12 protein-coding genes are annotated in these 13,444 nt (G+C 72.5%); 5 read left to right on the forward strand and 7 right to left on the reverse strand.

All coding sequences use genetic code 11. The features are described 5' to 3' along the window. Positions 1-9 precede the first annotated feature (9 nt). The gene (locus tag DK419_RS15125; protein WP_425352672.1) at positions 10-993 is read left to right on the forward strand and encodes a sensor histidine kinase; all 984 of its coding nucleotides are present in this window, start codon (positions 10-12) and stop codon (positions 991-993) included. Here the strand turns inward: DK419_RS15125 and DK419_RS15130 are convergent. Both DK419_RS15130 and DK419_RS15135 read right to left on the reverse strand, forming a co-directional pair. Beyond that, on the reverse strand, positions 990-1,388 hold the full coding sequence (locus DK419_RS15130; protein ID WP_109959805.1) for an MAPEG family protein: 399 nt from the start codon (positions 1,386-1,388) through the stop codon (positions 990-992). The genes DK419_RS15125 and DK419_RS15130 overlap by 4 nt on opposite strands. 15 nt (positions 1,389-1,403) lie before the next feature. After that, entirely contained in the window at positions 1,404-2,507 is a 1,104-nt protein-coding gene (locus DK419_RS15135; RefSeq protein WP_109959806.1) for a catalase family protein, read from the reverse strand. A 413-nt stretch (positions 2,508-2,920) separates the two neighbouring features. Between DK419_RS15135 and DK419_RS28625 the strand changes: the two genes are divergently transcribed. Further along, positions 2,921-3,097, forward strand: coding sequence for a hypothetical protein (locus DK419_RS28625; RefSeq protein WP_162561239.1), 177 nt, complete (start codon positions 2,921-2,923; stop codon positions 3,095-3,097). A 172-nt stretch (positions 3,098-3,269) separates the two neighbouring features. On the opposite strand, the gene DK419_RS15140 is transcribed toward DK419_RS28625, so the two are convergent. Continuing rightward, positions 3,270-3,722, reverse strand: coding sequence for a MarR family winged helix-turn-helix transcriptional regulator (locus DK419_RS15140; protein ID WP_109959807.1), 453 nt, complete (start codon positions 3,720-3,722; stop codon positions 3,270-3,272). Positions 3,723-3,850: 128 nt separating this feature from the next. On the opposite strand from DK419_RS15140, the gene DK419_RS15145 reads away from it, so the two are divergent. From DK419_RS15145 to DK419_RS15155, 3 genes are all read left to right on the forward strand, one after another. Beyond that, a complete protein-coding gene (locus DK419_RS15145; RefSeq protein WP_109959808.1) occupies positions 3,851-4,804 on the forward strand; it encodes an MBL fold metallo-hydrolase in 954 nt (317 codons plus the stop codon). 88 nt (positions 4,805-4,892) lie between these two features. Then, complete coding sequence (locus DK419_RS15150; protein WP_109959809.1) at positions 4,893-6,545, forward strand: FAD-dependent oxidoreductase; 1,653 nt, start codon at positions 4,893-4,895, stop codon at positions 6,543-6,545. Continuing rightward, positions 6,545-6,778: a DUF2783 domain-containing protein gene (locus tag DK419_RS15155; protein WP_109959810.1), complete on the forward strand. Its 234-nt coding sequence runs from the start codon at positions 6,545-6,547 to the stop codon at positions 6,776-6,778. Before DK419_RS15150 ends, DK419_RS15155 begins: the two co-directional genes overlap by 1 nt. Before the next feature lie 314 nt (positions 6,779-7,092). On the opposite strand, the gene repC is transcribed toward DK419_RS15155, so the two are convergent. The 4 genes from repC to DK419_RS15175 all read right to left on the reverse strand — a co-directional run bounded on the left by repC (position 7,093) and on the right by DK419_RS15175 (position 13,171). Then, positions 7,093-8,400, reverse strand: a complete 1,308-nt coding sequence (gene repC, locus DK419_RS15160) for a plasmid replication protein RepC (protein ID WP_109959811.1) — start codon at positions 8,398-8,400, stop codon at positions 7,093-7,095. 256 nt (positions 8,401-8,656) lie between these two features. Next, positions 8,657-9,850, reverse strand: coding sequence for a plasmid partitioning protein RepA (gene repA, locus DK419_RS15165; protein ID WP_109959812.1), 1,194 nt, complete (start codon positions 9,848-9,850; stop codon positions 8,657-8,659). A 286-nt stretch (positions 9,851-10,136) separates the two neighbouring features. Next, positions 10,137-11,348, reverse strand: coding sequence for a lytic murein transglycosylase (locus DK419_RS15170; RefSeq protein WP_109959813.1), 1,212 nt, complete (start codon positions 11,346-11,348; stop codon positions 10,137-10,139). Positions 11,349-11,401: 53 nt separating this feature from the next. After that, entirely contained in the window at positions 11,402-13,171 is a 1,770-nt protein-coding gene (locus DK419_RS15175; RefSeq protein WP_109959814.1) for a methanol/ethanol family PQQ-dependent dehydrogenase, read from the reverse strand. Positions 13,172-13,444 lie beyond the last annotated feature (273 nt).

Here is a 13,444-nt window from a genome sequence, read left to right on the forward strand (position 1 = left end):
ACCGAGCGCTTGCGCGCGCAGGTCTGGCTCGGCGACCTCGTGGCGCTCGGCGCCACGGCGGCCGCCCTCGGCCTGCGCCTCGCCGTCGACGAGGTGCTGCCGCCGGGCTTTCCCTACCTGACGTTCTTCCCGGCCGTCATCCTCACCACGTTCTTCTGCGGCCTGCGCGCCGGCATCACCTGCGCGACCCTGAGCGGGCTGGCAGCCTGGTACTTCTTCCTGCCGCCGAGCCAGGGCTTCCTCCTCTCGGCGCAGTCCGGGCTGACGCTGGCCTTCTACGTCTTCATCGTCTCGGTCGACATCGCGCTGATCCACATCATGCACACGGCGGGCGCGCGGCTGCGCCACGAGCGCGCGGTGACGGCGGGGCTCTACGAGCAGCAGCGCACCCTGTTCCAGGAGCTGCAGCACCGGGTGGCGAACAACATGCAGTTCGTCGCCGCGCTCCTCACCCTGCAGAAGCGCCGGGTCGGCGACGACCCGAAGGCCGCGCTCGCCGCCCTCGACGAGGCGCGGGTGCGGCTCGAGACGATCTCGCGCATCCACCGCAGGCTCTACGACCCGGACCGGATCAACCTGCCGGCGGGCCAGTACCTGCAGGAGCTCTGCGGCGACCTCCTCGACGCGACGGGCGCGCGCAACATCGTCTGCCTCGTCGACGTCGCCCCGGTGCGCTTCGACCTGACGCGGCTCACCACCCTGTCGCTCCTGGTGGTCGAGGTGGTGACCAACGCCCTCAAGCACGCCTTCCCCGACGGCGCCCGCGGCACGATCACGATCCGCCTGGAGGCGACCGCGGCCGACCGGATGGCGCTCACCATCGCGGATGACGGACGCGGCATCCCGGCTGGGTTCGACGCGGAGGCGAGCCGCAGCCTGGGGATGCGCATCGCCCAGGGGCTGGCGGCCCAGCTCGACGGCACGCTCACCTATGCGGGCGGGGACGGGACGGTGGTGCGGCTCGACTTCGCCGCCCCGGCCGTGCCCGCCTAGGACAGCCGCAGCAGCAGCGCGACCGCCGCGACGATCAGCACCGCGAAGGTCGCCAGGATGCCGCCGCCGCGGCAGGCGAACTGCCGGGGGGAATTCGCCGGCGCCGTCATGCCGAACGGGTGCAGCACACGGCCGACCAGCAGCACGATCAGCAGGCCGTGGACCAGGGTGCGGCCCGCGCCGTGGGCCTCGAGCAGGCCGACGAGGAGCAGGATGAACGGCACGTACTCGGCGAAGTTGGCCTGGCTGCGGGCGCGGTGCAGCAGCACCGCGTCGCCCCCGTCGCCGTGCAGCACGTTGGCGGAGAGCCGCCGGGCCATCACCCAGATCGAGAGGCCGGAAAAGAGCAGCGCGAGCACGGCGCCGTAGGACGCGGTCAGGGACGGGAACACCATGGCGGAAACTCCTTCTCAGGCACCGGTCGGCGAGTGGCGGGTCGGCAAGTGGCGGGTAGGCTCGTGGATCGGGCAGCCGTTGTGCTCGGCGCGGAAGCCGGCCGAGCGCGGATAGACGGCACGGCGCGCCCGCATCACCGAGCCGAGGGGCCGGTGCGCCTCGATGCCGTGCCACGGGCTGAAGGCGAGGCCGTCGTCGAGGGCGCGGACCTTCTCGTCGCTCCAGCTCGCCTGCGGCGCGGCCGTGATCCGGGCGACCGGGAGGTAGGGGCTCGCCTCCTCGGGCCAGGGCTTCGAGGCGTCCTCGACCGGCATCGCCTCGCGGTCGGTGAGGAGCTGGACGCGCAGCTCCCACACGGCCTCATGCGCGGTGAAGAACTCCGAGACCGCCTCGCGCAGGCCGTTCGGGCGGCCGTCGACGTCGAGCGGGGCATTGGTGAGGGCGGTGAGCGCCGGCGAGACCGGGGCGACCGCGACCTTCGCGACGTAGTCGCCCCAGCGCAAGGGGACCTGGCTGTAGAAGGTCTCGCCGAGGATGTGCGTCTCCGGGTGGCCGCCGAGGCCGATCAGCGTCGGGCTCTTGCCGCCTACCGCCTCGACCGCGCTCTCGAGCCCGCGCAGGGCGGCGGAGAAGACCTTCTTGAACACCTGCGGCGTGTCGGTGGTGGCGGCCAGCAGCTTCAGGCTCCTGAGGAAGGCCCTGGCGTCGGGCGCCGTGAAGGTGGGGGCGTTCGCCATGACGAAGTCCTGGCTGTCCCCCCCGGCGCCGGGCAGCCGCTCGCCCTCGACGCCGATCACCTTGAGGGCGAGGCCGCGCGGGGTCGAGACGCTGTCGTCGAGGATGTCGCCCGGGTTGGTCGAGAGCCGCAGCACCACGTCGTAGGTGCCGGGCCGGGCAAACGCCCCTTGCGCCAGCGGCGGCGACAAGTCCGGCAGCACGGTCAGCCGCCCGGTCAGGAGGCCGTGGCTCTTGGCGTGGACGCCGCGCACCGCGTGGCCGTAATCCGCGAGCGTCGTCTCCTGGATCCTGCGGAAGACGCGGATCATCTCCGCGTGCACCTCCTCCTCGTCGGGCTGCACGGTCTCGAGGGACGGATCGAAGCGGATCGGCGACGGCATCGGGGCGGGTCTCGCTGTCTCGGGGACGACGCCGGATGCGCCGCTGCGTCACCGGCAACGACCCGGCCCCGCCCGCGTTCCCGCACGATCGTCTCGCGCACGATGGATCGCGCGCCGCCCTCGGCCCCGCGCGTCCACACGTCGAACTCCACCCGCGGCAAGGATGGGGGCCGGAGAACCGATTTTTCCGCCTCGCGTTGGTTCCCTGCCTTGGAGAAGCATTCTTCTACGTATCAAGCCTGTTGCAGCAAAGATCGTCTCTCCGACCGGGGCTCTTTGGGAGCCGCGTTCATTGACGGCCGGGCCCGCCGCGGCTTGAATGTGACCGAGAGTCGGCATCGCTCCTCCGAGACAGGAACCGCCCGTCGACGATCCCGCGGGCGCCGCACGCCCCTCCCCGAGGAGCCCTGTCCATGCCCGCCGCCAAGACCCGCGCCCTCGCCAGAACCCGCGCCCTCGCTGATACCCGCGCCCTGATCGACCGCGGCCGCTACCTCGCCTGGAATGCGCTCACGATACTCGTCTTCCTGGTGCTCACGGCCTACGTCGCGCGCGCCGATGTGCCGGTGCTGATCTCCACCGCGCACTGAGCAACGCGACCGGCAGTGCGCGTTGCCGAACCGGTATTCGGACGGTCCTCGACGTCCGCAGCGAACACGCCGCCGTCTGCGTCATCCCGGGCTCCGCTGCGCGACCCCGGGGTGACGGGGTGGACGGCAGGTTCGCCAGGGCCTTCCTGCCTCCGCGACGGGCGAGGCCCCTTTACCGCTCCCGCGTCCGCACCAGCCCGAGCGACCCTTCCAGCACCTCCAGCAGCCGTTCGAAGTCCCGCCTCTGCGCTTCGCTGAATCCGGAGAGGAGCTTCGCCTCCCGGGCGAGCAGGATCGGCACCAGCTCGGCATAGGTCGCCCGTCCCTCGTCCGTGAGCTGCAGCATGATCTCGCGCCGGTCGTCGCCGCTCTCCTGGCGCTCGACGAGGGCGAGCTCGATCAGGTGGCTCACCGCGCGGCTGATCCGCGACTTGTGGGTGCGGGTGCAGCGCACGACGTAGGCGGCGCTGCGCGGCTCGTCGTGCTGCCCCAGCGTCGCCAGCACCCGCCATTCCGGAATGTCGATGCCGAAGCGCGCGTAGTCGGCGGCGAGCGCGTTGCTGAACTCGGTGGCGAGCCGGTTGAGCCGGAACGGCGAGAAGCTGAGCAGGTTCAGACGGTCCATCGGGTCCGGGTCGCGCCCTTGACGGTTGCGTTCGCAACATTTTACATCGAGTTGCAGGCGCAACAAGCGCCGCTGCACCGGCCGCGACAGAACGGCCGCGGCTCGACATCCATACGGGAGGCAACCGCATGAGCAAGGGCTTCGCCAGCCAGGGCGACCTCGCCGAGAAGCAGGAGACCTTCTCGGAGCTGGCGCCAGGCGTCTACGCGCTCACCGCCGAGGGCGACCCGAATTCCGGCATCGTCGTCGGCGACGATTCGGTGCTGGTGATCGACGCCCGCGCCACCCCGCGCATGGCCGGCGACCTGGTGCGGAGGGTCCGCGCGGTCACGGACAAGCCGATCCGCCACGTGCTGCTGACCCACTACCACGCCGTGCGGGTGCTCGGCGTCGCCGGCTATCCGGACCGGGTCAACGTCATCGCCAGCGACGTCGCCCGCGCGATGATCGTCGAGCGCGGGCAGCAGGACATGGATTCGGAGATCCAGCGCTTCCCGCGGCTCTTCCGCGGGCGCGAGGAGATCCCGGGCCTGACCTGGCCGACCCTGACCTTCCACGGCGAGATGACCCTGTGGCTCGGCTCGCGCGAGGTGCGGATCGTCCATGCCGGGCGCGGCCACACCGCCGGCGACACGATCGCCTGGCTGCCGAAGGAGAGGGTGCTGTTCTCCGGCGACCTCGTCGAGTACGGGGCCACCCCCTATTGCGGCGACGCGCATTTCCAGGACTGGCCCGCCACCCTCGACCGGCTGGAGGCCTTCGGCCCCGCTGCCCTGGTGCCGGGCCGCGGCGAGGCGCTGACGACGCCCGACCGGATCCGCGAGGGGCTGGAGGGCACCCGCGCCTTCCTGCGCGACCTCTACGCCATCGCCCGCGAGGGCGTCGCCGCCGGCCACGACCTCAAGGCGGTCTACGACCGGGCGATGCGCGAGATGCGGCCCCGATACGGGCACTGGGTCATCTTCGAGCATTGCATGCCCTTCGACGTCAGCCGCGCCTACGACGAGGCGAAGGGGATCGATACGCCCCGGATCTGGACCGCCGAGCGCGACATCGAGATGTGGCGGGCGCTGGAGGGGTGATCCGCCGCGAGGCGGAAGAGCGACGCCCGGAACAACCGGGCGCGTCCCACGTGGAAACCCCCAATGAGGAAACCCCGAGAGGCCGCCGATGAGCACGCCCCGCTACGCCTCCGCGCCGCCGCCCGAACTGTCCGGTGAGGCGGATCGCCGGCCCGTCGTGGTGATCGGCGCCGGGCCGGTCGGCCTCACCTGCGCCATCGACCTCGCGAGCCGCGGCGTACCGGTCCTGGTGCTCGACGACGACGACACGGTCGCGACCGGCAGCCGGGCGATCTGCTGGGCCAAGCGCACCCTCGAGATCTGGGACCGGCTCGGCGTGGGGACCCGCATGGTCGACAAGGGCGTGACCTGGAACACCGGCCGCGTCTTCCACGGCGCGCGCGAGCTCTACCGCTTCGACCTCCTGCCCGAGGGCGGGCACCGGCGTCCGGCCTTCGTCAACCTGCAGCAATACTACGTCGAGGAGTTCCTGATCGACCGGGCCGGCGACGTCCCGGACCTGATCGCGCTGCGGTGGAACTCCACCGTCACCGACCTCGTCCAGACCGGCGACGGCGTGCGCCTCACGGTGGAATGCCCGCACGGCACCTACACCGTCGAGGCCGCCTGGGTCATCGCCGCCGACGGCGCCCGCTCGCCGACCCGAACCCGGATGGGCCTGCCCTTCCCGGGCCAGCGCTTCGAGGAGCGGTTCCTCATCGCCGACGTCACGATGCGGGCCGGCTTCCCGACCGAGCGCCTGTTCTGGTTCGAGCCGACCTTCCATGCCGGCCAGAGCGCCCTCATGCACCGCCAGCCCGACGGCGTCTTCCGCCTCGATTTCCAGCTCGGGCCCGAGGCCGATCCCGAGCTGGAGCGCCAACCCGACCGGGTGATGCCGCGGGTGCGGGCGGTGGTGGGCGAGGACACGCCCGTCACCCTCGAATGGTGCTCGGTCTACTCGTTCCGCTGCGCGCGGCTCGAGCGGTTCGTCCACGGCCGGGTGATCTTCGCCGGGGACAGCGCCCACGTGGTGAGCCCGTTCGGGGCGCGGGGCGGCAATGGCGGGGTGCAGGATGCCGACAACCTGTGCTGGAAGCTCGCCCTGGTGGTGGCCGGCCGGGCGCCCGAATCGCTGGTCGCGACCTACGACGAGGAGCGCGGCCGCGCCGCCGACGAGAACATCCGCCATTCGAGCCGCACCACCGCCTTCATGACCCCGCGCAACGGCGCGGAGCGCGGCCTTCGCGACGGCGTGCTCGCGCTCGCCGCCGAGGCGCCCTTCGCCCGCGCCCTCCTCAATGCCGGCCGGCTGTCGCGCCCCTGCAGCCTCGCCGGCCTGTCGCTGCAGACGCCGGATGCCGCGCCGTTCTCCGGCGGGCCCGAGCCGGGCACCGCCTGCCCCGACGCCCCGGTGACCGACACGGAGGGGCGTCCCGCCTGGCTGCTCGACCGGCTCGGCGGGCCGTTCACGCTTCTCCTCTTCGCCGACGCCCCGCCGGACCTGACGCCGCTCGCCGGCCTCGACTTGCGGATGGTCGTGGTCGCACCGCCAGGCATCGCCGTGCCCGGCGCCGAGGTTCTGCGCGACCCGCGAGGGGTCGCGGCCGCGCGCTACGCCGCCGCCCCGGGCACCGCCTACCTGATCCGGCCCGACGCCCACGTGGCGGCGCGCTTCCCCACCCTCGATCCGGCCACCGTCGCCAGGGCGCTTGCGCGCGCCACCGGCCGGCCCGATTCCGCGATCCGGGAGGCGGCGTGATGGCGCTCCGGCAGGACGACGGCTTCGCCGGCCGCGCCGACGACGTCTACGAGATCCTGGTCCGCGGTTTTCGCGATCTCGACGAGGCCGAGAGCGCGGCCTTCACCACGCGCCTCGTCCTGATCCTCGCCCACGAGGTCGGCGACCCGGAGGTGATCCGCGAGGCGGTCGCCCTGGCGCGGCGGACTTTGCGGGCGGAGGCCCTCGCGGATCCGGGCCCAGCCAGCGTCTGAATTCCGCGAAGGTCCGGCTCGGCCAAGTCGGCGTCGGCGGACGCCGCACCCGTTCGTCATCCGAGGGGAAGGCAGCCGCCGCAGGCCTCCACGACCCAGCCTCCGGGGCGAGGCGAGAGATCGAGACCGGCGCCGCCGGCCCCCTCGAGGCGGATCGGGTGAGCCGGCGCGCGCCCCGGAGCGGATCGCTGTCATCGGCGATGACGACCGGCTGTCCGCCGTGAGCGTCGGTTCCGGGATCGACCGGCTCTCCTTCACGCGGGCAATGACCGGCAGGCACGAGGCATCCCGGCAATCGGCTTCGGCGCGCAGGATCAGCATGCCGTGAAGCCGCCAGAGACCGCCGTCGACGATCCTGGCCGCGCCGAGAGGAGCCTCGGCATCGGCGAGCCGAAAAGTGGTCCCGAAGCCCCTGACACCTGGATCGCGCTCCCCTGCCGCACCCGCCACAACGCCATCATCATCGGCCATGCCGAGAACCGCCCGGCCCGCGCCTTCCCGGCGAGATCGCGCAGGTAGGCCCCCGGCGCCGCAATCGCGGTTCCCCGCTGCAGCATGCCCGCGACCACGATGGCCGCCTGCTCCTCGCCCATCGCCTCGACGGCCGCGTTCCAGGCCGGGGCGGCGATCCCGAGGCTCGCGCGCGCCACCGCAGCCGCGCCGAGGAAGTCCCGCCAGGTCCCGATCCCGTGACGGGCGTAAGCCGCGAGATCCGGACAGGCCTCGAGCACCAGCCCGAGCGGCAGGGCGCGCGTCACCGGCACCACGCTGGTCACCGGCTTTGCGCCCGCCTCCTCGTCCCGTCCCCGCAAATCCCGTTCAAGATTCTGGAAAGACTCAGGTTTTGAACTCTGATGGTGGCAGCCGGCCTGGGACTCACTGGCGTCCGTTTTCCGGAATTCGATCGATTCCGCCAGGCACTTATCCACCGCGGCGCGCAAACCCCGCAGCCCCTCGGCGACCGCGGAGAGGACCGCGTTGCCGGCCGAGCGCGGCGGCATGGCGCCCGCTCCTTGGAGCCCCGCCTCGATACCGTCCCAGGCGCCATCCAGCCCGGTCTCGCGGGCGAAGGCGACGATCTTGGCGATGTCCCGGCGCAGGAGCGAGATCTCCTCCCGCAGGAGCGCCCGCGCCCTGGCGGCCGCCCGCACCTCGGCGGCCAGGGCCTCGAACTCGCCCGCCCGCGCCACCAGGGGCGAGAGGTCGAAGCCGAAGGCCTGCTCGATCCGGCCGCCCTCGCCGCGCCGCGCGTAGCGCTTGCCGTTGGGGCTGTCGCGGCGGATCACCAGGCCGGCCTCGACGAGCTGGCTCAGCGCGCGCCGGAGCGTCGTCGGCGACGGACCGTGGGCGCGCACCGACAATTCACGGTTCGAGGGGAAGACCACGAGGTCGGGGCCCGGCACGAGCGCGGTCTCGGGATGGAAGCTCAGCAGCGCCGAGAGCACCGCCAGCGCCCGGTCCCCGAGCCCGAGGCGTGCCTTGGCCTCGGTCAGGTTGCGGAAGGTGCGCCATTTGTGGCTCGCGGCCTCGTCCGGGCACGCTTTCGCCGCCGCCTGCGCCGCCATCATGGCGAGCGAGAGCGGCCGCCGCCCGAAGGGCGTCGTCGGCTGGGTCTGGGACATGGTGTGCCTGTCGTCAGGCAACAGAAAAGGGATCGCCGAATCGGCGCCACGCTTGACAGAATGTGCCGGATTTGATTCTCTCAGGCTGCCAGGCACTAAGAGAAGGGCTTCCGGGGCGTCGCGTCGGGGGCCTTTTTCTTTTGCCGGATCGATCCTTTCTGGGTTCGCGTTGAGGGAACCGCCCGGAAGGCGGGTTCAGGCGGCGCCGCGAGGGGCGCCGGTCACCTGGGGCATCGCCCCGGGATGAGGGAACGGCTCACGTAGCCCGGCCCCAGGCCCGCGTGATCTCGCCGGCGATCTCGGCATTCACCGCATCGAGGGCCTCGACCGCCCGGTCGTAGGCTTGCCGGGTGAAGCTCTCGCGGCCGGCCTCGTAGAGCGTGCGGCCGGAGGCGCCGGCCTCGGCGATGGCGGCCGAGAGCGGCACCGCATGCGTCAGCATCTGCTCGCCGAAGAGCGCCCGCAGCAGCCCGACGACCTGGGTCTGCGGTCCGTCATTCGGCTCGTGGCGGGTGACGAGGTAGCGCAGGAAGTCGGGCCGAAGGTCGCCGCCGGCCTCCCGGACCGCGCCGAGCAGGTCGGCGGTCATCCGCAGCGAGCCGGACATGCCGGCGAGATCGAGCATCTGCGGCTGCACCGTGACCAGGATGCCGGTTGCGGCGCAGAGCGCCCCGAGGGTCAGCACGCCGAGCTGCGGGGCACAATCGACCACCACCACGTCGTACGCGTCCGAGACCCCCGCCAGCGCCTCGGCGACGCGGCCGACGGTGCTCTCGGGGATGGCGCCGTGCTCGCAGGCCATCAGCTCGAGATGGCCCGGCACCAGGTCGATGCCCGGGAAGTGGGTCGCGCGCACGATCTGCTCGAGCGGGCGCTCCGCCCCGTCGCGACGCACCGCGCCGTAGAGGGTCTCGTTCACCCCGACATCGAGTTCCGGCCGGCAGCCGAACAGGCCCGACAGGGCCGCCTGCGGGTCGAGGTCGACGGCGAGCACCCGGAATCCCTGAAGCGCCAGGTACTGCGCGAGGTGGGCCGCCGCGGTGGTCTTGCCCGAGCGGCCCTTGACGTTGGTGATCGCCAGCACCTGCAGGTGCTCGCCGGCCCGGCGATGGCGCAGGTAGCCCGGCCGGGTCCGCGCCAGGTGCCGGCGCACGTCGTTGATCTGGCCCAAGGTGAATTGCCGCCGGCCCGCCGGGCCCTTCTCGGGCTCCAGAGCCTCGTCCGACAGGATGAGCTGGCGCAGGTAGGCGTCGGTGATGCCGATCAGCCGCGCCGCCTCGCCGGTCGGGAAGCGCCGCAGGGCACGGTGCGCCGCCGGCGGGCTGAACCGCTCGCCCACCCGCGCGAGCTGGCGCGTCAGGGCGTCGGCATGGGCCGCGATCACGGCGTCGAACGGCGTCGCGGAGGCTGGCCTCCGCCCGGCGATTCGACTTTCGGCACCCTTCGACATCTACGCTTTCGAGCCTCATCCGAGCACGTGAGCGTAGTTTGGCCGGCGCGGGCGACGGAGAGTCAAGCGTTAAGCCCCGGGTCCTCCGATTCAGGAGTCGACAACCTTTTCTCCACAGGAGTCAGCGGCTTCGCGTCCGAGACGGTGGTGCCGAATCCCCGAATCGTGCGTTGGCGGGGAATCGATCCGCACCCTCGGGCCGTCCCGCCCGAGGGTGCCGGCAAGCCCGGACGGGCGTCGGCGCCGATTCGCCTTGCGCCTTCGCGTTCATGCGAAGGCCCATCGCTCAAGGTCCGGCGCGCAGGCGGTCCAGGAGCGACGCGTCGGCGTAGCCGTCCGGCACCAGCCCGGCGCTCGCCTGGTAGGCCCGGATCGCCGCCCGGGTCCGCGGGCCGATCCGCCCGTCGACCCCGCCGACGGGATGCCCCTTCGCCTCGAGGCTCGCCTGGATCTCCCGCCGCTCGTCGGTCGCGAGCGGCCGGTCGGCCCGCGGCCATGGCTGCACGAAGCCGGGCTCGCCGCGCAGCCGGTCGGAGAGGTGCGCCACCGCGAGCGCGTAGGAGAAGGCGGCGTTGTAGCCGAGCAGCGCCCCGAAGTTCGGCCGCAGCAGGAAGGCCGGCCCCCTCGCCCCGGCCGGCAGCACCAGGCGCGCCGTGTCGGTCTCCGCCCCGATCTCCCGGCCCGCCGGCTTGAGGCCCAGCGCCCGCCACTCGGCGAGCGGCCGCATCGTCGTCTCGTCGGCGAGGCGGTAATCGAAGCCCTCCGGCAGCACCACCTCGCCGCCCCAGACCTCGCCCGGGCGCCAGCCCAAGGTCCGCAGGTACTGGGCTGTCGAGGCAAGGGCGTCGGGGGCTGATGTCCAGATGTCGGCCCGGCCGTCGCCGTCGAAGTCGAGGGCGTGGCGCAGGGTGGTCGTCGGCATGAACTGGGTGTGGCCCATCGCGCCGGCCCAGGATCCCGTCAGGCGCTCCGGCGTGGTACGGCCGAGATCGAGGAGGCGGAGCGCCGCCACCAGCTCCTCGGTCCAGGTCGCGACTCGGGGCCCCCCGGCGCAGGCCAGCGTGGCGAGCGAGCGTACCACCGGCCGCACCTTGCGGGGATCGTCGAGCACGCTGCCGTAGCCCGATTCGATGCCCCAGATCGCCACCAGCACGTGCCGGTCGACGCCGTAGGCCGCCTCGATCGCCGGCAGGCTCGCCTCGGATGCGAGCTTCGCCCGGCCGTCGGTCACCGCCTCCTCGCTCACCGCGGAATCGAGATAGGCCCAGACCGGCTTCTCGAATTCCGCCTGCCTGTTCGTCGCCGCCGCGACGTCCGGATCGGCGGTGAGGCCCGAGAGCTGCGCCTCCGCCAGGGCCGGCGTCACTCCCCCGTCCCGCGCCCGGGCGACGAGGCCGGGCAGGCAGGCGGCGAGGGAGGGCGCCTCCTCCGGCGGCGGCGTCTGCGCCAGGGCGGCCGGCGCCGCGAAGAGCCACAGGAGCGCGATCGGCACCCGCATCGAAGAGCCTCCTCGTTGGTGGTCGGGCCGGGTGTCGCCCCCGGCCCGGATCGTCAGCGTTCGGGCAGGGCGAACACCGTGAGCTGGCCGCCCGCCGCCGTGTACTGCGACAGGGCCGCGTAGCCCCCGACCGCGCCCGAGCCCTCGGCCGGGTCGGTCAGCCCGGCGGCGAGCCCGATCCCGGCCCAGCCGCCGATGCCCGACAGGACCGCCACGTATTGCCGCCCGCCATGCAGATAGGTGGTGACGTTGCCGACGATCCCCGACGGCGTCTTGAAGCGGTAGAGTTCCTTGCCCGTCGCGGCATCGACCGCCTTGAGATACCCTTCGAGCGTGCCGTAGAACACCACCCCGCCGGCGGTGGCGAGCGCGCCGGACCAGACCGAGAACGGCTCCGGGATCGACCATCGGATCCGCCCCGCGAGGTTGTCCCAGGCGATGAAGGCGCCGGTGCGGTCGGTGCCGGCCGGCGGATGCAGCGTCAGCGTCGCGCCGACATAGGGCTGGCCCGGCGTGTAGGTGACGCGGAACGGCTCGATATCCATGCACATGTGGTTGGTGGGCACGTAGAACAGGCCGGTCGCCGGCGAGTAGGCGGCGGGCTGCTGGTTCTTGGCGCCGAGCGCCCCGGGGCAGATGCCCGTCACGGTCTCGTCCTCGCCGGTGACGCCCGGCGCGTAGCGCTCGTCCACCACCGGGCGGCCGTAGGTCGGGGAGGCGCGGTCGAGGTCGATGCGCTTGGCCCAGTTCACGCTCGGATCGAACTTGTCCGCCACCAGCACTTCGCCGGTGGCGCGGTCGAGGGTGTAGCCGAAGCCGTTGCGGTCGAAATGGGTCAGCAGCCGGCGCCGGCGCCCTTCGACGTCCTGATCGGTCAGGATCATCTCGTTGACGCCGTCATAGTCCCACTGGTCGTGCGGCGTCATCTGGTAGACCCAGCGCGCCACGCCGGTATCGGCGTCGCGGGCGACGATCGCCATCGCCCAGCGGTTGTCACCCGGGCGCTGGGCCGGGTTCCATGTCGAGGGATTGCCGGTGCCGTAATAGACGAGGTTCAAGTCCGGATCGTACGAGAACCAGCCCCAGGCGCAGGCCCCGCCCGTCTTCCACTGCTCGCCCTCCCAGCTCTCGAGCGAGGAATTCTCGCCGATCGGGCGCCCGAGCTCCGTCGTCCTCTCGGGATCGACCAGCATCTCGGCATCCGGTCCGGTGGCGTAGGCGCGCCACACCCGCCGTCCCGTCGCCTGGTCGTAGGCGGTGACGTGGCAGCGCGCGCCGTACTCGCCGCCCGACAGGCCGACGATCACCTTGTCCCGCACCGGCAGCACCGCCGCGGTGTTGGTCTCTCCCTTGCCCGGGTCGCCGTTTTGCACCGTCCACAGCACCCGGCCGGTCTCGGCCTCGAGCGCCACGACGGTGGTGTCGGCGAGCTGCAGGAAGATCCGGCCGTCCTGGTAGGCAGGACCGCGATGGACCGTGTCGCAGCACATCACCGCGACCACGCCCGCCTCCTGCCGCGGCGCGTAGCGCCACAGGATCTTGCCGTCCCGATCGAGGTCGAGCGCCGTGACGGTGTTGGGAAACGGCGTGTGCACGACCATGATGTGGCCGACGACGAGCGGCGCGCCCTCGTGCCCGCGCAGCACCCCGGTCGAGTAGGTCCAGGCCACCTTGAGCCCGCCGACATTCCCAGGCGTGATCCGGTCGAGCGCCGAGAAGCGCGTGTTGGCGTAATCGACGGTCGGCAGCACCACCGCCGGCCGGTCCTCGGCGAGGGCCGGGCCGAGCCCGAGCACCAGAGCCGCCAGCGCCACCTGTCTCATTTACATCCCCTCCCCGGCCGCTCCGGCTCTCGCGCGGCCCGTCATAGGCGGACCGGGCCCGCCGGGCCATGCCTCCGGGATGGGCCCTCTTCGACCGACCGGACGAAGACCTGATTCCTGTTCCGTGACCGCCATCTCGGGCCAACCGGCGACGGGTCCGACCCGTTTCCGGCCATCGACCGCGAGCATCACCGCGGGTCCCGACCGGGCTCGCGGGCGGCTTTCGGTTCGGTCGCGGACCGGTCGGATCGGGGCGTGTTGACAGGCGAGCCG

The sequence above is a fragment of the Methylobacterium terrae genome, assembly GCF_003173755.1.
Taxonomy (GTDB): Bacteria; Pseudomonadota; Alphaproteobacteria; order Rhizobiales; family Beijerinckiaceae; genus Methylobacterium; species Methylobacterium terrae.